Source organism: Vibrio renipiscarius, from assembly GCF_000827885.1.
Classification (GTDB): domain Bacteria; phylum Pseudomonadota; class Gammaproteobacteria; order Enterobacterales; family Vibrionaceae; genus Vibrio; species Vibrio renipiscarius.
The window spans coordinates 165,466-187,034 of record NZ_JTKH01000003.1; the positions used below are offsets into that span (position 1 = coordinate 165,466).

Consider the following 21,569-nt stretch of genomic DNA (forward strand, 5'->3'; position numbering starts at 1 on the left):
ATCCGCTCACATTCCTCATCCATGCGGGAAAGGAATAAACCCCAATATAAATAAGGCTTTCACGCAATTAGGGGATCCTGATATAGAGGGCTAGATACCGTTCCGAATAGTCGCTATAATTCGCGCTCACTGGAACTAAGAGCAAAATATGTACAACGACATCACTCCAATTCACGAGCACAAAAAATACTGGGCAGAATGCTTTGGTACGGCTCCTTTTTTACCGACTAGCCGTAAGGAAATGGACGCCCTAGGATGGGATAGTTGTGACATCATCATCGTAACCGGTGATGCGTACGTGGATCACCCAAGTTTTGGCATGGCCATCATTGGGCGCTTGCTTGAAGCGCAAGGTTTCCGCGTCGGTATTATTGCTCAGCCAGAATGGAACAATAAAGACGCCTTCATGACGCTTGGTAAACCCAATCTATTTTTTGGTATTACCGCAGGTAACATGGATTCGATGATCAACCGTTATACGGCGGATAAAAAGCTACGTCACGATGACGCTTACACGCCAAATAACGAAGGCGGCAAACGTCCTGACCGCGCGACATTAGTCTATTCTCAACGCTGTCGTGAAGCCTACAAAGGCACACCAATTGTATTAGGTGGTATTGAAGCGAGCCTACGTCGCCTTGCCCACTATGATTATTGGTCAGACAAAGTTCGTCGCTCAGTACTGTTTGATGCAAAGGCAGACATCTTGCTGTTTGGTAACGCGGAGCGCGCCCTAGTAGAAGTTGCGCATCGCCTTGCGGATGGTGAAGACATCTCAACGCTGACCAACATTCGCGGTACTGCCATCAACATCGCAGCAGAACCTGAAAATTTCACCATTATTGACTCTTCACGTATCGAAAAACCGCGTAAAGAAGCGTTTGTACCGCTAAACCCTTACGCAGTAGAAGAGCAATGTGAGACCAAACAGGCAGAGCCAGAAGCAAAAGCGATCACCATTCGCCCTTCTCGCCACGATGCGGCAACCACAGCCGTGCGCTTACCGCCGTTTGAAAAATTAAACAATGACCGTATCTTGTATGCACACGCCAGCCGCGTAATGCATTTAGAGACGAACCCATATTCAGGCCGAGCGTTGATCCAACGCCATGGCGATCGCGAACTGTGGGTAAACCAAGCGCCAATTCCTCTTTCAACGGAAGAGATGGATTACGTGTTCGGTTTAACCTTCGCACGCGTGCCGCACCCGATGTATGGCAAAGCGAAAATCCCAGCTTACGACATGATCAAAACCTCGGTGAACATCATGCGTGGCTGTTTTGGTGGCTGTTCTTTCTGCTCAATCACCGAGCACGAAGGCCGCATCATCCAAAACCGTTCGCAAGAGTCGATCATCGGTGAGCTTGAAGAAATCCGCGATAAAGTACCAGGCTTTACCGGCACTATTTCTGACTTGGGTGGCCCAACAGCGAACATGTATCGCCTTGGTTGTAGCGATCCGAAAGCAGAAGCGAACTGCCGTCGCCCTTCGTGTGTATTCCCAGGTATCTGTAACAAGCTGAATACCGACCATCAACACACCATTGATCTTTACCGCGCTGCGCGTAAGGTCAACGGCGTGAAAAAAGTCATGATCGCGTCAGGGGTTCGTTACGATCTCGCGATTGAATCGCCAGAATACGTGCGCGAATTGGTGACACACCACGTTGGTGGTTACCTAAAAATCGCACCAGAACATACTGAGAAAGGTCCGCTTGATCTGATGATGAAGCCGGGCATGGGCTCGTATGATCGCTTTAAAGAAATGTTTGAAAAATACAGCCAAGAAGCGGGTAAAAAGCAGTACTTGATCCCTTACTTCATCTCTGCTCACCCAGGGACAGAAGATGAAGACATGGTTAACCTTGCTCTGTGGCTGAAAAAGAACAACTTTGAAACTGACCAAGTACAGAACTTCTACCCATCGCCGATGTGTAACGCAACGTCAATGTACTACTCAGAAACCAACCCACTGAAACGTGTGAAATACAAAAAACGTGAAGAGGTTCCGGTTGCCAAAGGCGAACGCCAACGTCGTTTACATAAAGCGCTGCTTCGCTACCACGATCCAGACAACTGGCCATTAATTCGTGAAGCACTGACCAACATGGGCAAGAAGCACCTGATTGGCGATCGACCAAACTGTCTCGTTCCTGAAACCAATGATGACGTACTGACACCGGCTCAACGTCGTAAATCAGGTCGTCATGGTTCACAACGCTTCGCGACAAAACACACCAAGAGCCAACCTGGCTTTGGCAGCTTACGTGGTGATGGTAAGCAAGGTGACAGCAAGCAAGGCCAAGGGAACAAGCGCGGTGAAGGCCAATCACAACGCCCAGGCCAAAAACCACAAGGCAATGGCCAAGGTGCAGGTCAAGGACCAGCAAAAGGCGGTTTCGGCAAGCCTGCTCAACGCGGTAGCCATAACCAAGGCGGTAAGAATAGCCAAGGTGGTCAAGGCAACGGCAATTCTAACGGTTCAACACCAGCAAACCGAGGCGGCAATAGCCAAAACCGCGGCACTAATGGTAACCCGTCGCAAGGTAAAGGTTCACAAGGCAAAGGCGCAGGTGCACAAGCGGGGAATTCGCAAGGCAAACGCCCGACAACCTCAGGCAACCGTAAACCGAAACACCGCTAAGTCATACTCATTAACTAGCAAGATCAAAAAAGCCGACGTTTATACGTCGGCTTTTTATTTTATCGCAATAAGCGCGCTGTTAGCTTAAAACCATTACTTAAAAAACAGTTAAAACAATCAGTTAAACCGATCCGTTAAAATGATTGCCTAAAAGAAACTAAGAGGAGCTGTTCAAGCGTTCGCAGCTTCAAACTCACGCATAAAGTCTACCAGAGCTTGCACGCCTTCTAGCGGCATCGCATTGTAGATTGAAGCGCGCATCCCCCCTACCGCACGGTGGCCTTTTAGCGCCACTAAACCACGCGCTTTTGCTTGAGCGAGGAATGCCTCATCTAGCTCAGGCTTAGCCAGTTGGAAAGGCACATTCATGCGTGAACGGTTTGCAGAGTGAACCGAGTTACGATAAAACTCAGAGCTATCAATGAAGTTATAAAGCAACGCCGCTTTTTCACGGTTGATTTGCTCCATAACGTCCACACCGCCTTGCGCTTTCAGCCATTTAAAGACAAGGCCAGATAAGTACCATGCAAATGTTGGTGGCGTGTTGAACATTGACTCTTTTTCAGCCAATACTTTGTAGTTCAAAAAACTTGGCACAACTTGGCTTGCGAGATCCAGTAAGTCATCACGCACGATCGCAATACACAAACCCGATGGGCCAATGTTTTTCTGCGCGCCTGCGTAAATCACACCATATTTCGATACGTCGATACGTTGCGACAAAATGTTTGAAGACATGTCCGCCACGATCGGTTTATCCGTTTGTGGTAGATCATAAATCTCGATACCATCAATGGTTTCATTAGGACAGAAATGCACATACGCAGCGTCTTCGGCAATCGCCCAATCACTCGCTGGTGTTACGGCCACTTTGCCATCAATTTCCGTCTTTGCGACATACGAATCAACGTCACAATATTTTTGCGCTTCATCAATCGCGCTTTCCGCCCAGAAACCCGCGTCGATGTACGTCGCTTTTGTCTGCTCGCCTAAAAGGTTTAGAGGTACCGCCGCAAACTGCGCACGCGCACCACCTTGGCAAAATAGCACTTTGTAATTATCTGGAATGTTTAATAGATCGCGCAGATCTTGTTCTGCTTCTTCAGCCACTTGGATGAACTCTTTACTACGGTGGCTGATTTCCATCACCGACGTGCCAAGATTATTCCAATTCACCAATTCAGACTGGGCTTGCTCCATTACCGGTTTCGGTAAAGCCGCTGGTCCGGCGCTAAAATTAAATACGTTGTCCACGGATTCTTTCCTTGCTCATGCTTTATGTAAGACTGTTCACATTAATACCACTTTTTTGATTGTTAAAAAAGTGACAAAGAGGTCTTAAGACCTCTTTGTTTTTTCTCATGTTCTTTTCTTTACCCGAAAAACGTAACGATGACGTGCGATGATTGAGCGCAGCATCAAGCTAAGACGGGCAATAAAGAAAATCTACATTAATAAAGGCAACAGCAAACTCATCAATGGCACTTGTTGACCATTTTCAAAGACAAAGCTGCCCTCTTTCAACTCAGCTTTAATGTGGAAACCATCGTCGGCTTGTTTCACAAATTCCATCACTAAGCCTTCATCAATGCCTTGCTGAAGCGCTGGATACTGCTCGACTAAGCCATTAGAAATAAACGTGTTCATATGACCTTGTAGCGCAGGCATGATGCTCATCGGGTTTTGAGAGACGTTATTCGTCCCTTCCGGTACCGTCAGTTTCCAATCAGAGTTAAACTCGCCATCGCCGATCTTCATGTTCAATTTATCCATCGACAAGAAGAAACCTTTAGAAAATAAGCTGTCTACATGAGGAATTACCTGCTGTAGCGCTTCTGCATCCATCATAGGGGCATTTTGATACGCTAAAACCACTTGCTCAAAAGAAACCGCATCAAGATCGCCCAATGCAAAATCAACTTCAAAATGATTCACTTTTTCATCTTGCATCAATAAATCATCAAGGCTGACATTGTGCTTTGTCGTCACGCGGCTAGTTTGCTCATCCAATAAAGAGTCATAGGTGTAATTGGCATTTTTCAATGCAAATAACGGTGTTTTTTGACCGTCTAGAATGGCCATATCAGCAACAGAGATCAGCTGGTCGCCAATCCAAAAACTGTTCACTTGTTTGCCATCACCGTTGCCTGTGATGCCTGAAATCAGCATTTTATCGCCGTTTTCAAAGTCCAATTCAACCGATGGGATATCCAATTGATAGCTGACTTCACCCAATACCGTCACATGGCCTTTCAGCGTTGAAGGCGTCACCGACACCATCGCGCCATTATTACTTTCATTCACTTGATGCCAGTTAGCGAGCTTAAACTCGAAATCACTGTTGCCGTTCAGTTGCGTGACCGTATGTAGCGTCAACGGGAAATCAGGCATATTCGTCATCTTTGAATCGGCACTCACACTCAGTAAACCGTGGCTGATATGGCTATCCACCACAATCTGAGTCGGCATCCCGTCAGCTTCAAATTGCGCCACTAACGCCGCATCACTGATGGTGTAACGCGTCTGTACCTCTGATGACAAATAACCGCGATCGTAATGAACAATCTCAGCGGTCACGGTGTCACTATTCAACTGAGCCACACCATCTTGAATGACATTTTGACCAATTTGGCCTACCGCTAAAGGCCAACAAAGTACGATAGCGATACCGCCGCCGACCGCGGCATATTTTCTAAGTTGCAGCATGTAGCTCATGATTTCAGATTTCCGTAAATTCAAAAGATAGCGGGTTTGCTCTTGCTTGCTTAGCATGGTCAAACATCACGAATGGTTCATACAGTTTACACCAAAAAACATTGAGATAAATCAGAGTATTGGCTGAATTAACAACCAGCCGATAATTCTACAACTTACCTCTCAGCACCCAGTGCACTTTCTTGCTAGGGTAACTCTCGACGTTACGTACTAACAGGTTGCGAAAACATTGAACCAATATGCCCTGCTCTGCCTAGATAATAACCCTATCAGTATTGAACAACTTCGTAGTGAGTTGAGTGTGTTTACGTCCAAATTTGATGTGCATTGCGCCGACAGCATAGAAGATGCACATTGCGCATTACAATACTGTTTAGATAACAACCAGCCCGTTGCGCTCGTTATCGCTAGCCACCATGAGAGCTTTGATGGCGCGAGCTTTCTTATTCAACTTGATAAATCGCCACTCACAAAAAGTGCGCGTAAGATTCTCGTAAGCTGTGGCCAAGACATTCAAGCAATCTTGTCTGCCGTCAACGAAGGTCGGCTCGATCATTGTTTAACAAAGCCTTTGCAAGACAACTTAGTCTATAAAACCGTACAAAAAGAGCTCACGACCTTTGTGGTGGAACACGACAAAGAAAACTTACTCAGTTATAGCCTAATCCTCGAACAACAGCGATTACTACGCGCGCATATTGACCAAAAAATGGCGAGCTACCAAGCGGGGTTTATTTCCGATCATCATCGCTTATCCGATGCACAACTCGCCGAACAAGTGATTGATGCACTCTCCCAATTCTTTGCCGACAACGATGAAAATCACGCCATTCGCCAATATTCCAGTGATCATTTGCTCACGATTGAAGGCGATGAAAACCGCTTTCTTTGGTTTATCACCAGTGGTGAAGTGGCGCTGTATAAAAAAGATGAGTTGGGCATGCAGCGCGAAGTTGTGCGCCACAGCAAAGGGAATCTGGTTGGCGGGATGTCGTTCGTGACCGGTGAACCTTCCTTTTCAACGGCCATCACCTTAACCGACACTCAAGTGATTAAACTTGACCGCGATGAATTCAGTCAAGTCATGCAATCAAACACCGCCCTATTGCCACTTTTCACCAACTTATTATTGCGTCACTTTAACCGTCGCTTACAACGCAGCATCAACACCAAACTGACATTACAAAAGACATTAGAATCTCTTGAGTCGGCCCACCAGCAACTGATTGAGCGCGAAAAAATGGCCATGCTTGGCCAACTCGTCGCAGGGGTTGCTCATGAGTTAAATAACCCTATCGCAGCCATACTTCGTGGCACCGATACTCTCACCGAGAACATTCATCAATTAGTCGTCCGCCAAAATAACTCGAGCGAGTATCAAGGCGATGAGATATTAACGCGTGCCCTTTCCTCTCGCCCAAGTTCGACCGCAGATGAACGTTTGAGAACCAAAGAAGCGGAGCAAAAAATGGGCGATCGCCGTTTGGCCAAAAAATTGGTCAAGCTCGGACTCGAAAACGATCGCCTTTGGATTGAACGCATTAAGAGAGACAAAGACCAAGCAACCGCCGATTTGATTGAACTGGAAAACTTTCATTTAACAGGCGCAACATTGCGTTCAATTAATGTCTGCGCGCAGCGGATTGCCGACATGGTGAAAAGTTTAAAAGGTTACGCTAGAGCAGATGACGAAACCTTCCACTCTGTGGATATTCATGAGGGTATTGAAGACACACTGGTGATCTTTGAAAACAAACTCAAGTTACATAAAGTGGTTAAACACTACTCAGATTTACCGTCGATACGCTGCCTTCCCATTGCACTGCAACAGGTTTGGACCAATCTAATTTCAAACGCGATCGATGCTTTTCCAGATAACGGATGCCTAACCATCACAACGCGCATCGCCATTCGCGAAGGTAAACACTGGGCAGTGGTTGAAATCAAAGACAATGGCTGTGGCATTTCAAAAGCGTTACAGCAACAAATATTTGCACTCAATTTTACGACTAAACGTGAAGGCAACTTCGGTTTAGGCATTGGTTTATCGGTCTGCCAGCAGATCATTCAACAACACGGTGGCACAATTGAAGTGGAATCAATTGTGGAACAATACACCAAAATGTCGGTATGGCTACCGATTGAAGCTCACGCTTAAACTGCGAGGAATGCACCATGAACAAATATCTCATCTTATGTGTCGATGACGAACGCGAAGTATTGGATAGCGTCATTCAAGATCTCGACTGTTTCGAGGAGCACTTTCAGCTTGAAGGAGCACAGTCGGTGTCGGAAGCAAAAGACATCATCGAAGACGCCTTACGTGAAGACACGCACTTGGCTTTGATCTTATGTGACCACATCATGCCAGAGCAGACCGGGATCAGCTTTTTAATTGAGTTGAGTGAAAACAGCGAAACCAATAAAGCGAAAAAACTGTTGCTGACCGGTCAAGCCGGATTGGAAGACACCGTTGAAGCCATCAATCATGCCAGTCTTGACTTCTATCTCAGCAAGCCTTGGGAAGGTGAACAAATCCGTTCTGTCATAAAAGACCAACTGACTCAATATATGATTGAACATGAACCCGAACTGATGCCGTGGGCTCCGGTACTCAACACAGAAAAGATCTTTAACGCGATCGCTGACAATCGAGTGAGCTTCGGAGAGTAGCGCTATTTCACACGCACACTCGGCCTAAAAACGGCCTGGGGTGTGAATAACGGCAAAATATCGTATAAAACAATGACATTTGCCTTGTCGCACCAATAGCGGAACCAGTATCATGCACGTTGCATTGCGGGCACTCTGTCGCCCTAACATAGATTTAATTACATTATAGGTTTACTTCCTTATGCGCAAAACAATCTTAGCTGCAGCGCTAGTACTGGTTTCAGGTCAGTCGCTTGCAATGTCTGATACGAATAGCTCTATGGTTATGAGCAACTTTAGCTACGATTACGTTGAAGCACGCATCGGTGCAAGCCCTGGCACTTTGGGTGCGGGCATGAGCAAATCGATCCACCCTAACGCACACGCAGTTGTACGTGTTGATTCTGAATTTTCAGGCGATTACGATTCAGCGGCGGGCTTGGGTTTCCACGCGCCAATCAATAACTGGGCGGACCTTACGGGTGAAATCCTGTTCCGCATGGTTGATACTGATGCAATCAGCACTGACACGGGTATGGAACTGAACCTTGGCGTGCGCCAATGGCTTGGTCCACAACTAGAAGTGGGCGGTAAAGTGGGCTACGTTTCTTTTGACGAAAACGACGATTGGACAGGTGCGGGTTACATTCGTTTCCACGCAACAGAGCTGTTCTCTCTTGGCGCTGAAGCTCGTATCAACGAGTTCTACGGTGACCAAGTGATGTTTACCACGCGCTTTAAGTTCTAAGCACACGGTAAACACTCGCTTCTCGCGAGAGCAAAAAATGATCACAAAAAAATCCCGTCTTTATCGGGATTTTTTTATTTAAGCGATGATTGAAATCGTCCGTGATACCACCGAGAAAAGGTTACTCTAAACCCATTTTCTCCGAAATCGCGTTGATTTGTTCTAGGTCCATTTGATGAACTCGAATCATCTGATCAATCTGGCTAATACGCGACGTCGCTTCATCTTGCTTATCACAAGAATCGGATTTCGCATCCCAAGACGTACCATCAAGATAAGTATCACACGCCTCTTTCAAGGTTTTTAATTTAGGCTCTAACGTTTCACGCTCTTCTAATAGCGCCTTAAGTTCATCTTTTACCTTAAGCTCTCGCTGAAACAACTCGCGCGATCGCTCTAACAAAGTCACTTGCATATCGGCTTGATAATTCAACTTATTATTCGTCTTCTCCGCTTGTGCGATCTGCGTTTTCTGCCCTTCGATACGCTCTTCGAGAGACAAGTTTACCTTCTCTAAAGCGGCTACCTGTGTGCTCATTTCTTGCAGTTGCTTATCAAACTTTTCTTGCTGAGCCACGATCGCGAGTTTTAATTTCTTGTCGACTTCAACATCGACTTTTGCAACACGTTGTTTGGCATCAACAACAACCGCTTGCTTATCTTGTTCTAATTTTTTGTATTGTTGCTGCAGCTCAACATACGTGCTTTGCCACTGATTGGCCGTAAACGACGACCCGATCAAGCCACCAATTGCTAAACCAAACACACCGGCAACGACGATATAAAGATAAGTGCGCTTATCGCGCTCTTCAATCACCACGACATCGTCTTCGTTGCTCTCAACATGGGTCTGTTTATTCACTCTTCGCTCCTACAGCTTTAGCGCATCAGTTCAGTAATCATTAACGTGGTGACGTAGACAAGAAACCCAGATAACAAGGTAACAACTACGTATTTTTGCAGTTTCTCGTTGGTACGATACCGCACTAGCACGTAGGCCAACGCGATTAAGAACACAATTGCTATCAGTCTTGTCATACCTTCTCCTTGGTGAATTTCACCCGTTTAACCCTCTCATTTATACCATTTTTTTGCCCTAAAAGGTCAGGCGCACGTCGTTTTATTACTTTAAATATAGATCATCCCCATACTCATTTGATGAGTTGGTGAATAACCATACTATTACACAATAAAGCAGGGATTAAATTTGGGCTCACGCAATATTTAGGGTATAAAGAAGCGTTCCTTTTATTCGAGGCAAAGAAATGAAACCATTAAACCAACAAAACAAAAAACGTCGCATCCTGAAAAAACTTTACCTTGGCGAATTCGCTATGATGGGTTTTGAAGTTAGCTGCAAAACAAACATTGCAGATTTTGACCGTTATGACGTATTTGTAGACGAATTCATCGACCATATCGACAGCCTAGGCCTATGCTTTGGTGGCGGCGGTCTTGAACTGTTCGAAGGTTTTATTTGCACGGCGGAACGTTACCTAAGCGTAACTGAAGAGCAGAAAGCACAAGTTATGGCTTGGCTAGAAGCGCGTGAAGAAGTAAGCGAACTGATCGCAAGCGAACTTGTTGACGCAAACTACTTCTACTAATCGCTCGTAGCAGTCAGTTATTATAAAACGCTCCTTCTGGGGCGTTTTTTGTTATCTATCCTCTCCATTTCTCCCTATATTCTTCCGCTTAATTTCAATTTCCCGCCTATCATTTGCTCCACTGTCAAATCTTTTTTCATTTCGCTTTAAAAACTTGTTGAATTGGTCAAAAAAAGTGATAAAGTTCTTTGGTCAAAAGTGACCAGCACTATTGACTTACATTTACTCAACAATTGAGTAATTGTTCCGATGAAGGCTGCAGGAGAGCGGTTATTAACCAAATGGTAACATTTGAGCGTAATAACCTACCGAAGAAGTAAATCTTTCAGGTGCCACCTTAGGGTAGCGAGGACTGTAGTTGGAGGAACCTCTGGAGAGAACCGTTAAATCGGTCGCCGAAGGAGCAAGCCCTACATTACAAATGTAATGCAGGGTGAAACTCTCAGGCAAAAGGACAGAGGAGTGGAAAGACTGTATCCGTAACTTGGCGTACCTGTATGCCGAGTATACTACTCATTTTTTGATGATATGCTTCATGTCGTCATGCCTTTCCCTCTTCTCCTTAACGTTATTTTAATTAAGGGGAAACCATGGATAACATCCAATCTTTACTAAAAACAATCGACAACTTTGTCTGGGGACCGCCGCTACTTATCTTATTGGTGGGCACAGGCATCTACTTCACTTTCCGTTTAGGTCTCTTGCAGTTTCGGTATTTACCCACTGCATTTAAGATGATCTTTAGTAAAGATGATTCTGATAAGCAAGGCGATGTATCAAGCTTTGCCGCACTTTGTACAGCCCTTTCAGCCACCATCGGCACCGGTAATATTGTTGGCGTTGCAACCGCCATCAAACTCGGCGGCCCTGGCGCGCTTTTTTGGATGTGGCTCGCAGCAATATTCGGTATGGCAACCAAGTATGCAGAATGTCTTTTGGCCGTAAAATATCGTCGTGTTGATGATAAAGGTCAAATGGTTGGCGGCCCTATGTACTACCTGCAATATGGCGTTGGGTCTAAACCACTTGCGATCATGTTTGCCGTTTTTGCACTCGGTGTTGCGTGCTTTGGTATCGGTACTTTTCCACAAGTTAATGCGATTCTTGATGCGACAGAAATTTCATTTGGCGTATCACGTGAAATCTCAGCCAGCATTCTGACTCTATTAGTGGCATTTGTGACGCTTGGCGGTATTCAATCTATCGCGAAAGTCGCCGGTAAAGTGGTACCAACCATGGCGCTGTTTTATGTGCTCGCATGTTTAAGCGTGATCATCATGAATGCCGATAAGTTGCTGGATGCCGTAGAACTGGTACTGGTGTCTGCCTTCACATCAACGGCTGCAACCGGTGGTTTCTTAGGTGCAAGCATTATGCTGGCCATTCAATCGGGTATTGCGCGCGGCGTATTCTCGAATGAATCTGGGCTGGGTAGCGCGCCAATGGCCGCTGCCGCCGCAAAAACCGATTCATGCGTAAAGCAAGGTCTGATCTCAATGACGGGTACCTTCATCGATACCATCATTATTTGTACCATGACAGGTTTAGCATTAATCCTTACCGGCGCATGGCAAGGTGATCTCGCCGGTGCCGCGATGACAACCCACGCCTTCGCGGTTGGTTTGAACATGGATACCTTTGGCCCAATGCTGGTATCAATTGGTCTGATCTTCTTTGCGTTTACGACCATCCTTGGCTGGAACTATTATGGTGAGCGCTGTGTTGTTTTCCTTATGGGGACCAAAGCCGTATTACCGTACAAAATCATCTTCGTTTGTTTGGTTGCCTCTGGCGCATTCCTGCATCTCGATATGATTTGGATTATTGCCGACATCGTTAACGGCCTAATGGCGATTCCTAACCTGATTGGTTTGATTGCATTACGCCAAGTGGTCGTAGAAGAGACGAAACTGTATTTCGCTTCGGTCCAGAGCAACGATGAGCTAGGTTCAGCGAAAGCATAATGACATCGCCTTCGGCAAACCGACGCTAAGCACATCAAAAACAAAAACGCGGCCTCATCAGCCGCGTTTTTTTATTCAATAATGTCGTTAGTACCGCCATCAAAACGGCACAACAAAATGCACCTGGTTAATCCTCTGCCATCAGCTTAACGCCAAGCGCGACCAAAACAACCCCTGTCGTGCCTTCCATCCACAGCATAAAACGACTATTGCGAATTAAACCTTTTGCTTTATCAAGTGCCCCAGCCAAACCACACTGCCAAATCATCGCAATCACAAAATGAATCGCTGCCATCACTAGCGATTGAATAAAAGCAGAACCTGCGGGATCAATAAATTGCGGCAAAAAAGCCAGATAGAAGACGGCGGTTTTCGGATTCAAAACATTAGACAGAAAGCCTTCTCGCAGAGAGCGTTTTAGATTCAAACGTTGGCTTTGCAATGTGAGCTCTGCTGGTGCGGTCTGCCCTTTCATAATGGCTCTTAAACTGCTCAAGCCCAGCCAAATCAGATAAGCGGCGCCCACCATTTTTACGCCCGCAAACAACTGAGCCGATTGCGCTAAAAGCGCAGAAATACCAATCGCAGAAAACGTCGCGTGAACGAACAACCCCAAGCAAATGCCGAGACTCGTTGTTGCTCCATCAGAAAAGCCGCCACGTGAAGAATTACGCAATACCAATGCGGTATCTAACCCTGGCGTTAATGTGAGAATGGTAATGGCAATTAAAAACGCCTCAAAATTAACAATCATAACGATGACATCCCTGTTATATCCCTCAATGAAGAAATTCCGTTATACCCTATAAATTCCTCATCACAAACGATTTATCTTATTCATTGTCATTGCTAGACTGAAGATTCCGATAACTGAAGAAGATATCCCTATGAGCGCATTCGAAAAACTGGTTTCTCACTCACAGAAAATTGCCCATTTTAACCACCTTGCTGCGATTTGTGGCTGGGACCAAGCCTCGATGATGCCATCAGGCGGTAATCAAGCGCGTTCAGAAGCAATGGCTGAACTCTCGGTGCATGTGCACTCACTTCATACTCAACCTCAATTAGCAGATTGGTTTGCAGAGGCGGAGCAAGAATCGCTCTCGCACGACCAAACGGCCAGCTTGCGTGAACTTAAGCGCCAGTGGCAACAAGCTAACCTATTGCCTGAAAAACTCGTGCAAGCAAAATCACTCGCTGGGTCGAAGTGCGAGCACGCATGGCGTACACAGCGCAAAGAAAATGATTGGCAGGGATTTGAAAAAAACTGGGCGGCGGTGGTCGCACTTTCTCAAGAAGAAGCACAAATCCGCGCTGAAGCGAATAACACCACGCCTTATGATGCGATGCTCGACATCTATGAACCCGGAACAACCTCTGCCTCGCTAGATGCGACGTTTAACGACGTAAAATCTTGGCTGCCGAACCTTATCGACCAAGTCATTGATAAACAATCAAAAGAAAACGTCATTGAGCCCACGGGACAATTTGCCACTGAAAAACAAAAAGCCCTTGGCTTAGAGGTCATGAAACTTCTGCAGTTTGACTTTGAGCACGGTCGCTTAGATGAAAGCGTTCATCCTTTTTGTGGCGGCGTGCCAAGCGATGTACGCATCACGACTCGCTACGATGAAAACGAGTTCGTTCAATCATTGATGGGGATTGTGCATGAAACCGGTCATGCACGTTATGAGCAAGGATTACCAAAATCGTTAGCGGGCACACCCGCAGGTGAAGCGCGATCGATGGGGATTCATGAATCTCAATCGCTGTTTTTTGAAATGCAAGTAGGCCGCAGTGATGCCTTTATTTCACATCTGGCGAGTCTTGCCGGTAAACATTTTAACAACGCAAACCCAGAGCTGTTCTCACAGCACAATTTCCAGAAACTCTACACTCGAGTGAAGAAAGACTTTATCCGTGTCGATGCGGATGAGCTCACCTACCCTGCCCATGTCATTTTGCGTTACGAAATCGAACGAGACCTGATCAATGGCAATATCAAGCACACCGACGTACCAGAGTTATGGAACGTAAAAATGCAGCAATACCTTGGCTTATCAACCGAAGGTAATTACAAAAATGGCTGTATGCAAGATATTCACTGGACCGACGGTGCCTTTGGTTACTTCCCATCGTACACACTCGGTGCGATGTACGCAGCGCAATACATGGCGGTGATGAAGAACACGGTTGATGTGGATGGTGCGATTCGCAGTGGTGATCTAAGCCCTATCTTTACTTGGCTATCGGATAACATTTGGAGCAAAGGCAGTTTGCTGACAACTGACGAGTTAGTAAAACAGGCAACGGGCGAAACACTCAATGCGGCGCACTTTAAGCAGCATTTGATCAATCGTTATTTGAAAGGCTAAATAATAAAGAAGCCAGCAGACGTTAAAGCTATAAGCTGCTGGCTCGTTTCTGGACAAGAATGACGTTCTACTTATTACGAAAAGTGCTGCGTCAATGCGGCCAACACACGCTCATCGGTCAGATCGTCTTCTGCTACGGGCTCGATATCCAACTGGATAAGCTTCTCTTTCACGTCTGCGGCATCTCTGGAAAAGAATAGTGTTGGCAAATGCGCGTAACTCCCTGTGATGGCTTTGTTTTGTGACTTCGCATACTGCGTGGTCAGATCGAAAATACGATTTTGAACGTCGGCAAGAGAAGTCAGCGACGTTACTTCAACGGCAAACGGCAAGAACCAGTCCAGATTCTCACGGCGGAATGATGCCATGGGCACTTCCAACTCATACGCCTGACCTTTCGCGTTCGCCAACCTCGCGGCCAAGACCATAGATGCATCAATCACTTCAACATAATCAGGGAGCATATCATTTGCTTTAAAACGCGCGACATTTTCAGGTGTCAGAACCAATGGCAGCTCGGTACACCCCAATACCACTTTGTTGAACGACGAACGCGACGCTTCATCACTGATCGCGTCGCACAGCAGTTGCTCCGCTTGCGGAGTAATTTGTGCCGTTTTGATACCAAACTCAGTGTTGTAGATAGCGTCCATCACTTTTAGCTGGTTTTCGCCACTTGGCGAGAAAGACGATACTCCGCATTCCGCTAATGCTTGTTGGTACAAGCCCGATTCCATCAAGCTCGTCACGCCCATTACCAGAATGTCTTTCGTTTGCCCCGCTTCTGTCGCAGCGGTTTCTTTCAACATGTCGACAAAAGGAACCGGAATATCGGCCATGATTCCACGGAACAATTCGTGCGCGCTGTTGCAGGCCAAGCCTATAGCGGTAGAACCCAGGTGCTGCATCAAGCGCAGCGTGTATAGTGCAGTATCGTATTTACGCAGCTCTGGGAGATCGGTTGGTAACCATTTTTGCGCCACCTCTTCTGGTTTGTAGGCAAGGCGAGAGTTGCCAAATACCAAGTATTCGTGCTCAATATGTTTTGGATCACGAGAGATTTTGTTCACGAGATCGACCATCGCTTCATTGCCTAAGCCGCCGATAATTCCTATTCTTTGTTTCATTCTTTTTCCTATTACAACTTTTCGGAGAAAACCACACGCAAATCAGCCTAGCGGAGAACACAACGCAGAGCTTTCGAAGGTTCGTCGTTATCATAAAATGACATGGGCTGGTGTTGGTGAATCTCCTGGGGAAAGTGATGCCGAGAACAACGACGGAATATGGCTACTCACCTCGCTCGAACATCTTCAACTCGATTTTACACACGTGAAATCAGTGACCTAGAAAATTCTCCGCAACAACAGTGAGCCAGTTCAAAAATACGAAATCGGGAACATTGGTCAGCTGACTTTGAAAACAGCAGAACGATTCGATTACTCAAAACGTAATCTGTAGTCGGCTCAATAGATGGCGGTATAGGGAATACAAACACAGCTAAAAACGAGCGATTGACGCCATCGTCGTTTAAGCATTTTCGAGAACAGGGGCAAGAGGAAACGTTTTCCACTTATTCAATCGCACAGATTGAGCCGCTATATAGCGGATGTCATTGCTCCTCAAATCGTACAATGTTCCAATTAATTATAAAAACTAACATTACGAAAAAAAAACTACGAGTGAACGGTGTTTTTTATAAGATATAAGTAGACATTAAATAAGGAGCACCGCATGAAAAAGATGACATTACTAACCTTCTGCGTATTTTCTTTGGCCCCCGGATTATCCATTGCTCAAAGCACACAGGCCTATCTAGGGGGAAGCTATGAGCATGGCAATGTCAAAATAGGTAACCATCATACGAATATGGATGGCATCAAATTCCAAGGCGCTGCTGAACAAGACTGGGGGAATATTAAAGGAACCGCTGCCACACTTTCCAATCATGATGCTGATTATGATAATTATACTCTGGCCATTGAAAAGCCATTTAATATACAAGAATCAAACTTCTTTGTTGCGCCAGAAGTCGGTGCAACCTACTCTAAATATAAAGATAACCACTACAAAGAATCAGACTTTGGGCCGATGTTAGGCGCATCCGTTGGATACAACATTAACACTAACTTTCAATTAATAAGTAACTACAACCATTCATTTGGAATGACATCTAGTCAAGATAATATTGATGAAGATAGCATGAGCATTGGGCTTAATTACCGATTCAAATAAGTCATAAAGGCCTACCTAAAAGTTAGATCTTTATTCGTCTGCCGTATGACATGGGGCCCCTCCCGATATTCTACCACACTTAATTGAAATAGAGGTTCACCGGAGGCTCCATGTCTGACTATCCTTGCTCGCGAAATGACCAGAGCTAATTAACATCTTGAAATAACAATGACAGCGCATCGCTTAGTTTTTATTTATTATATTTTCAATTTCGTCTTGGGTTAAATGATCACCACACGTTTTATTGGGAAGTAAAGATATAATACTGTCTTGATAGTCAGCACCCATCGTTTGATAAATATAATTTTGTGCCTTTACATACTCGAATGAGAGATCCACCGTATCCAAGTACTCAGCTTTAATAGAGGGCTCACTCAGCAACTTCGATTGTAAACGCCTTAAACACATTTCTGTGCTCACTAACTCAACCATAAAATTACGGGCGTCAAGTTCGTTTATTTTCTTACCCCTGTAAATACTGAACATTTCATCCCAAATAATGTCAGCTTCAAAAGCAACTTTTTTAAGAGTCTGATTCGTCACATTTTGATGTAGATAATGATGAAATTCATCATTCTTTTCATTTGCAGCGTTGACGCCAAAACAAATAACCATCAAAAGTCCGCTATATATCCTTATATTCATAACATCCCTTAACAAGGTGATGAGGAATTTGTGTTCGGCACTCGCGATTTAACGTTGGCTGCGCAGCGCTTAATCTCTATTTGTTAGGTATATTGCTCAAAGTACGCTAAAGACTCAGGCGTAAGTAAGATGCGCCAGCTATCTTGGTACTTTTTGAAACTATACTGGGAAATATTGTAAGTCGATTTCCCGCCGAGCTCGTAGGTTACTTTGTATGTGACAACAACAATATCACCATGAGTTGTCTTCTTAAGATGTTCAATCTCAGCGTTGGCTATTTTTAATTCTTGAGTCGGGAGCTTTGCCGTAAGATTTGTGCAAAGATTACTATATGATTCTTTTGCCGTTAACTTGGCTGCTTGTTGTCGAGAGTCAACGCCCAGCAATGGAAGCAACTCTTCATTGACCAAGTCTTTATTTGGGCTCTGAAGTGCGTTATCTACTTTCTCTTGAAACAAGCTTAAGTCATCGGGATGCACTAGCTCTGCAATCTGCTCACAATTGTAACTAAAAATAGCGCCAACATATTGTTCGACTACATTTTCAAGCTCATTGGCATTAGCCCCAAAAGTTGCGATTAATGATGTAAGAATGACAATAAATCTCAAAATTATTTCCTTATACTTAACGAATGACATAGATTCCACTTCCCGTGGATCTGCCGCATTTAGGTGAAATACATGTTCACCGAAGGCGCCGTGTCTGATTACTCCTGCTGCGGTCTCGACCTGGCTAAAAACCATTTTAGCCTTGATGCCGTGGACCAAAATGGCAACATCCGGCTCCATAAGTCGGCAACTCGCTCTAAACTGCTGTCTACGATAACAAAGATGCCACTCATACGTATAGGCGTGGAAGCGTGCGGTGGGACGCATTATTGGGCGAGGATATTGAATTAAGATTGTAGGTATCGACTAGATCGGGGGAAATAAAAAATCCGTCTTAAACGCTTTTTGTGCCGTGTCTAAAATCTTGCTATGTGGCGCTTATACTTTTCTTCACGCCAGCACCAAATGACAAAACTGACAGAAATAGCACCAATCGAGCCCCAAACACCACTCATTAATACATCGGTAGTTTGAGCCCAACCCCAAGCCGTTTCTGACATAAACAACGGTTCAATAGTTCGGCCTATCATCATACCGATAACCGCAGGAAAAGATGTACGGACAGCAAAACTAAGGCTTCCCTTTCGCCTCTCTAGCTTCCACTTCGAAAATTCGATATCTGGGTCTTTCATTATCTCCTCCATGAGATATTGGGCCTGAGCACATAACGCTCTACTGAGTAGCGCGAGTGACGAACGTCACCAAGCGCATGCAACTTCACAGTGAAACTGCCTGATGTGACAACACCCACTTTAGTCACTTGCTCGGCATATGTTCGTTCACTTCACTATTTTTTCACAGCCCACGTTATATAACTTTTCCTAAGCACAATTTCTGGAGGTACTACTATGAAAAAAACGTTAACTTATCTCATTGGCTTGGTCTTCTTCTCCGCGGCTGCCTTTTTCGGGGCTAAAACCTATACCGATAACATGCACGGAAAACCAAACCTCGTATCTGGTAAAAGCCTATATGATACCAACTGCTCTATTTGTCATGGAACGAGAGGACTTGGTGATGGCGTCGCTGCAAGCTCTCTTGCTGTCAGCCCTGATAATATCTACGAAGAAATTATCAACCCGCTTGGCTTTAAATATGAACTAATCAACTCGGTCTTAGAGGGCGATAATGGACAAGAAGGCTCGATGCCTGCTTTTAACACTATACTCACCGAAAAAGATGTTAACGACATACTCGAATACATTCGAGATACAAACCAACCGACACAAAAGCATGACTTGAGTTAGCAGAAATTTTGATGCTGTGAAATGGGCTAGCCACGGTATGAGCGAAATGGCATTTAGATCAATACTCTATAATAATTGCGTACTTGCCGTGCTTGGATCTTAACCATGTACACATTAACAGCCAATTATTCTGAGCGAAAAACGACCCCTTCACGCCCACCTTGAAGTTCTTCCATCATAATCCCTTTTCATGAAAATCCGTGCTTATAACGCCTTGTATGTCGAACCCCAAGCCGTTTCTAACAGAACGATAGCAAAACGAGCGCCAGGTTGCGGAGTCAGATTGTATTGCCTGTTAGCACGTTTCCCACATGCAATGCCAGTTGTTAATCTTGGAACCCCACGCAATAGTAAATACCGTTGAATCCCCAAAGGGAATTTCTATATCCAGTGAGACTTGACGAGAATACACCTGCTTAACCCATTGACAATATTAGAATTAATAACCCTATCACGCTTAGGTTCACCTTGAGAAAAGACTCAAGGCCCATTTAACACTGGCTACGCAGCGCTTAATCCTTATTTTTTATAAAGCAATTTTACGACACCGTAATTTTACCTTTTAAATATAAAACAGCCTTTCCTGATATAACGACATTATCAGCTTTAACCACGCATTTTAAAACTCCACCTCTCTTAGACGCTTGATATGCGATTAATTCACTTTTGTTTAAAATCCCCCCCCAATAAGGAGCTAAACCACAATGAATTGATCCTGTTACCGGATCTTCATCGCCACCGTTTGCTGGCCAAAAATACCTAGAAACAAAATCATAATCAGCAGATTCAGACAATGATGTCACTACAACATCAAACGGAGCTAACTCTTTTAAGTGTTCTGTTTTATACGTAACTTTTCGTACGTCCTGCTCATTATTGAAAATGGCAAAATAGGCCTGTCTATTTTTTAGGATCGTTGTAGGCTCTTTGGAAAGGCCAGAAATTAGAGATTGTGGAGGCTGAGTAATTACTTCAGGTGTTTGGACAGGAAAAACCATTTCAATATCGTTATCGGTGTTTAAAGTGACCTTCAACATACCAACTTTGACAGTATGAAACTCTATTTCCGTTTTAACACCCAATTCATGAAATAATACATGTGCTGATGCTAATGTAGCATGACCACAAAAATCAATTTCAGTCAGTGGTGAAAACCAACGAATCTCATATTGATTTTCTTTTATTAGCTTAATAAAGGCTGTTTCTGACAAATTATTTTCAGCTGCAATATTTTGCATCAATTCGGCTTCAGGCCATATCGTAACAGGAATGACTGCCGCTGAATTACCTTTAAACTGTTGATTTGTGAACGCATCAACTACGAATATATCCATTTCCAATTTGAACTCCTTTTGCTTTATAACCGCATTAAGGTGAGCAGCGCTTGGCTATACTTAATGCCAAGCGTTACGAATCACTCTTAAATTGTTTGCTAGTTGCCCATCTCAAAGGCTAGTGCTAACATTTGTACACACACCAACAAAGGAATACATCATGGACACTAGAATTCAATTTCGTGTTGATGAAGAAACAAAACGCCTAGCTCAACAAATGGCTGAGAGCCAAGGTCGCACTTTGAGTGACGCTTGCCGTGAACTAACTGAGCAAATGGCTGAACAACAACGCAAAGCATTATCTCACGACGCTTGGTTAACTGAACAAATAAACCTAGCATTTGAGAAGTTTGACTCAGCAAAAGCTTCGTTTGTTGACCATGACTCAGCAAAAGCACGAATGGCTGAACGAAAAGCTAAGATTCGCAGCCGAGGTCAACAATGATTTTATGGGAAGAAGAATCGCTAAATGATCGTGAGAAGATCTTTGAGTTTCTTTATGACTTCAACCCTAACGCAGCAGAAAAAACTGACGAAATCATCGAAACTAAAGTAGAAAATTTACTTGAACAGCCACTTATGGGTCGAGACGGTATTCGTGGGAGATTACTCATTATCCCTGAGATTTCGATGATCGTCTCCTATTGGATCGAAGGCGACATTATCCGAATCATGCGCGTGCTCCACCAGAAACAAAAATTTCCTATGGATTGATTGCTCGCTCTGGGGAACTAACGCCTACATACCACGGTTACTACAATACAGACCTAGCTGAATTTTAACGCCTTAATCACT

At 44.7% G+C, this 21,569-nt stretch carries 21 protein-coding genes, 1 pseudogene and 2 riboswitches; of the genes and pseudogenes, 12 read left to right on the top strand and 10 right to left on the bottom strand.

Annotated elements, in window-relative coordinates; genetic code table 11:
- The first annotated feature begins 148 nt into the window (after positions 1–148).
- Complete coding sequence (locus OJ16_RS01045; protein WP_040986525.1) at positions 149–2,644, top strand: YgiQ family radical SAM protein; 2,496 nt, start codon at positions 149–151, stop codon at positions 2,642–2,644.
- A gap of 171 nt (positions 2,645–2,815) precedes the next feature.
- On the opposite strand, the gene serC is transcribed toward OJ16_RS01045, so the two are convergent.
- Together serC and OJ16_RS01055 are read right to left on the bottom strand one after the other, a co-directional pair.
- A complete protein-coding gene (gene serC / locus OJ16_RS01050; protein WP_040986527.1) occupies positions 2,816–3,898 on the bottom strand; it encodes a 3-phosphoserine/phosphohydroxythreonine transaminase in 1,083 nt (360 codons plus the stop codon).
- Positions 3,899–4,090: 192 nt separating this feature from the next.
- Positions 4,091–5,359, bottom strand: a complete 1,269-nt coding sequence (locus tag OJ16_RS01055) for a DUF945 family protein (protein WP_040987080.1) — start codon at positions 5,357–5,359, stop codon at positions 4,091–4,093.
- A gap of 229 nt (positions 5,360–5,588) precedes the next feature.
- Between OJ16_RS01055 and OJ16_RS01060 the strand changes: the two genes are divergently transcribed.
- From OJ16_RS01060 to OJ16_RS01070, 3 genes are all read left to right on the top strand, one after another.
- Positions 5,589–7,517 carry an ATP-binding protein gene (locus OJ16_RS01060; RefSeq protein WP_040986529.1) on the top strand — a complete coding sequence of 643 codons (1,929 nt, stop codon included), beginning with the start codon at positions 5,589–5,591 and terminating at the stop codon, positions 7,515–7,517.
- Between the two features lie 17 nt (positions 7,518–7,534).
- The gene (locus OJ16_RS01065; RefSeq protein ID WP_040986531.1) at positions 7,535–8,032 is read left to right on the top strand and encodes a response regulator; all 498 of its coding nucleotides are present in this window, start codon (positions 7,535–7,537) and stop codon (positions 8,030–8,032) included.
- Between the two features lie 181 nt (positions 8,033–8,213).
- A complete protein-coding gene (locus OJ16_RS01070; protein WP_040986532.1) occupies positions 8,214–8,759 on the top strand; it encodes a hypothetical protein in 546 nt (181 codons plus the stop codon).
- A gap of 121 nt (positions 8,760–8,880) precedes the next feature.
- Here the strand turns inward: OJ16_RS01070 and OJ16_RS01075 are convergent, their stop codons facing one another.
- Both OJ16_RS01075 and OJ16_RS20105 read right to left on the bottom strand, forming a co-directional pair.
- A complete protein-coding gene (locus OJ16_RS01075; RefSeq protein ID WP_040986533.1) occupies positions 8,881–9,621 on the bottom strand; it encodes a hypothetical protein in 741 nt (246 codons plus the stop codon).
- A gap of 17 nt (positions 9,622–9,638) precedes the next feature.
- On the bottom strand, positions 9,639–9,797 hold the full coding sequence (locus OJ16_RS20105) for a hypothetical protein (protein ID WP_040986534.1): 159 nt from the start codon (positions 9,795–9,797) through the stop codon (positions 9,639–9,641).
- A 227-nt stretch (positions 9,798–10,024) separates the two neighbouring features.
- On the opposite strand from OJ16_RS20105, the gene OJ16_RS01085 reads away from it, so the two are divergent.
- Together OJ16_RS01085 and OJ16_RS01090 are read left to right on the top strand one after the other, a co-directional pair.
- The gene (locus OJ16_RS01085; RefSeq protein ID WP_040986535.1) at positions 10,025–10,366 is read left to right on the top strand and encodes a 50S ribosome-binding protein YggL; all 342 of its coding nucleotides are present in this window, start codon (positions 10,025–10,027) and stop codon (positions 10,364–10,366) included.
- A gap of 249 nt (positions 10,367–10,615) precedes the next feature.
- Positions 10,616–10,731, top strand: a riboswitch (glycine riboswitch).
- 2 nt (positions 10,732–10,733) lie between these two features.
- A riboswitch (glycine riboswitch) is annotated at positions 10,734–10,827 on the top strand.
- Between the two features lie 129 nt (positions 10,828–10,956).
- Positions 10,957–12,330, top strand: a complete 1,374-nt coding sequence (locus OJ16_RS01090) for an alanine/glycine:cation symporter family protein (RefSeq protein ID WP_040986536.1) — start codon at positions 10,957–10,959, stop codon at positions 12,328–12,330.
- Between the two features lie 127 nt (positions 12,331–12,457).
- Here OJ16_RS01090 and OJ16_RS01095 read toward each other — a convergent pair whose 3' ends face one another.
- Complete coding sequence (locus OJ16_RS01095) at positions 12,458–13,084, bottom strand: LysE family translocator (protein ID WP_040986537.1); 627 nt, start codon at positions 13,082–13,084, stop codon at positions 12,458–12,460.
- A gap of 133 nt (positions 13,085–13,217) precedes the next feature.
- Here OJ16_RS01095 and OJ16_RS01100 point away from each other — a divergent pair, with 133 nt between their 5' ends.
- Positions 13,218–14,705, top strand: a complete 1,488-nt coding sequence (locus OJ16_RS01100; RefSeq protein ID WP_040986538.1) for a carboxypeptidase M32 — start codon at positions 13,218–13,220, stop codon at positions 14,703–14,705.
- A 74-nt stretch (positions 14,706–14,779) separates the two neighbouring features.
- Here OJ16_RS01100 and OJ16_RS01105 read toward each other — a convergent pair whose 3' ends face one another.
- Entirely contained in the window at positions 14,780–15,832 is a 1,053-nt protein-coding gene (locus tag OJ16_RS01105; RefSeq protein ID WP_040986540.1) for an aspartate/glutamate racemase family protein, read from the bottom strand.
- 607 nt (positions 15,833–16,439) lie between these two features.
- On the opposite strand from OJ16_RS01105, the gene OJ16_RS19585 reads away from it, so the two are divergent.
- Positions 16,440–16,940 (top strand): outer membrane beta-barrel protein, encoded by a 501-nt coding sequence (locus OJ16_RS19585; protein WP_052810428.1) that lies wholly within the window; start codon positions 16,440–16,442, stop codon positions 16,938–16,940.
- A 183-nt stretch (positions 16,941–17,123) separates the two neighbouring features.
- On the opposite strand, the gene OJ16_RS01115 is transcribed toward OJ16_RS19585, so the two are convergent.
- Positions 17,124–17,585 carry a hypothetical protein gene (locus OJ16_RS01115; RefSeq protein ID WP_152613805.1) on the bottom strand — a complete coding sequence of 154 codons (462 nt, stop codon included), beginning with the start codon at positions 17,583–17,585 and terminating at the stop codon, positions 17,124–17,126.
- 83 nt (positions 17,586–17,668) lie between these two features.
- Positions 17,669–18,373 (bottom strand): hypothetical protein, encoded by a 705-nt coding sequence (locus tag OJ16_RS01120; RefSeq protein WP_236688471.1) that lies wholly within the window; start codon positions 18,371–18,373, stop codon positions 17,669–17,671.
- On the opposite strand from OJ16_RS01120, the pseudogene OJ16_RS19900 reads away from it, so the two are divergent.
- Positions 18,284–18,481: pseudogene (locus OJ16_RS19900) on the top strand (IS110 family transposase); the annotation flags it as partial. The gene OJ16_RS01120 and the pseudogene OJ16_RS19900 overlap by 90 nt on opposite strands.
- Before the next feature lie 68 nt (positions 18,482–18,549).
- Here the strand turns inward: OJ16_RS19900 and OJ16_RS01125 are convergent.
- On the bottom strand, positions 18,550–18,825 hold the full coding sequence (locus tag OJ16_RS01125; protein WP_040986543.1) for a hypothetical protein: 276 nt from the start codon (positions 18,823–18,825) through the stop codon (positions 18,550–18,552).
- A 216-nt stretch (positions 18,826–19,041) separates the two neighbouring features.
- On the opposite strand from OJ16_RS01125, the gene OJ16_RS01130 reads away from it, so the two are divergent.
- Positions 19,042–19,440, top strand: a complete 399-nt coding sequence (locus OJ16_RS01130) for a c-type cytochrome (RefSeq protein ID WP_052810427.1) — start codon at positions 19,042–19,044, stop codon at positions 19,438–19,440.
- A 539-nt stretch (positions 19,441–19,979) separates the two neighbouring features.
- Here OJ16_RS01130 and OJ16_RS01135 read toward each other — a convergent pair.
- Complete coding sequence (locus OJ16_RS01135) at positions 19,980–20,780, bottom strand: PhzF family phenazine biosynthesis protein (protein ID WP_173425037.1); 801 nt, start codon at positions 20,778–20,780, stop codon at positions 19,980–19,982.
- Positions 20,781–20,934: 154 nt separating this feature from the next.
- Here OJ16_RS01135 and OJ16_RS01140 point away from each other — a divergent pair, with 154 nt between their 5' ends.
- Positions 20,935–21,219, top strand: a complete 285-nt coding sequence (locus tag OJ16_RS01140) for a type II toxin-antitoxin system RelB/DinJ family antitoxin (protein ID WP_040986547.1) — start codon at positions 20,935–20,937, stop codon at positions 21,217–21,219.
- The gene (locus OJ16_RS01145; RefSeq protein WP_040986549.1) at positions 21,216–21,488 is read left to right on the top strand and encodes a type II toxin-antitoxin system RelE/ParE family toxin; all 273 of its coding nucleotides are present in this window, start codon (positions 21,216–21,218) and stop codon (positions 21,486–21,488) included. Before OJ16_RS01140 ends, OJ16_RS01145 begins: the two co-directional genes overlap by 4 nt.
- Positions 21,489–21,569: the final 81 nt, after the last annotated feature.

Bases quoted from the DNA above. Each gene is read 5' to 3' on its own strand.
- OJ16_RS01045 (WP_040986525.1), top strand. From the start codon at position 149: ATGTACAACGACATCACTCCAATTCACGAGCACAAAAAATACTGGGCA.
- OJ16_RS01055 (WP_040987080.1), bottom strand. From the start codon at position 5,359: ATGAGCTACATGCTGCAACTTAGAAAATATGCCGCGGTCGGCGGCGGT.
- OJ16_RS01065 (WP_040986531.1), top strand. From the start codon at position 7,535: ATGAACAAATATCTCATCTTATGTGTCGATGACGAACGCGAAGTATTG.
- OJ16_RS01070 (WP_040986532.1), top strand. From the start codon at position 8,214: ATGCGCAAAACAATCTTAGCTGCAGCGCTAGTACTGGTTTCAGGTCAG.
- OJ16_RS20105 (WP_040986534.1), bottom strand. From the start codon at position 9,797: ATGACAAGACTGATAGCAATTGTGTTCTTAATCGCGTTGGCCTACGTG.
- OJ16_RS01085 (WP_040986535.1), top strand. From the start codon at position 10,025: ATGAAACCATTAAACCAACAAAACAAAAAACGTCGCATCCTGAAAAAA.
- OJ16_RS01090 (WP_040986536.1), top strand. From the start codon at position 10,957: ATGGATAACATCCAATCTTTACTAAAAACAATCGACAACTTTGTCTGG.
- OJ16_RS01095 (WP_040986537.1), bottom strand. From the start codon at position 13,084: ATGATTGTTAATTTTGAGGCGTTTTTAATTGCCATTACCATTCTCACA.
- OJ16_RS01100 (WP_040986538.1), top strand. From the start codon at position 13,218: ATGAGCGCATTCGAAAAACTGGTTTCTCACTCACAGAAAATTGCCCAT.
- OJ16_RS01105 (WP_040986540.1), bottom strand. From the start codon at position 15,832: ATGAAACAAAGAATAGGAATTATCGGCGGCTTAGGCAATGAAGCGATG.
- OJ16_RS19585 (WP_052810428.1), top strand. From the start codon at position 16,440: ATGAAAAAGATGACATTACTAACCTTCTGCGTATTTTCTTTGGCCCCC.
- OJ16_RS01115 (WP_152613805.1), bottom strand. From the start codon at position 17,585: ATGAATATAAGGATATATAGCGGACTTTTGATGGTTATTTGTTTTGGC.
- OJ16_RS01120 (WP_236688471.1), bottom strand. From the start codon at position 18,373: ATGGAGCCGGATGTTGCCATTTTGGTCCACGGCATCAAGGCTAAAATG.
- OJ16_RS01125 (WP_040986543.1), bottom strand. From the start codon at position 18,825: ATGAAAGACCCAGATATCGAATTTTCGAAGTGGAAGCTAGAGAGGCGA.
- OJ16_RS01130 (WP_052810427.1), top strand. From the start codon at position 19,042: ATGAAAAAAACGTTAACTTATCTCATTGGCTTGGTCTTCTTCTCCGCG.
- OJ16_RS01140 (WP_040986547.1), top strand. From the start codon at position 20,935: ATGGACACTAGAATTCAATTTCGTGTTGATGAAGAAACAAAACGCCTA.
- OJ16_RS01145 (WP_040986549.1), top strand. From the start codon at position 21,216: ATGATTTTATGGGAAGAAGAATCGCTAAATGATCGTGAGAAGATCTTT.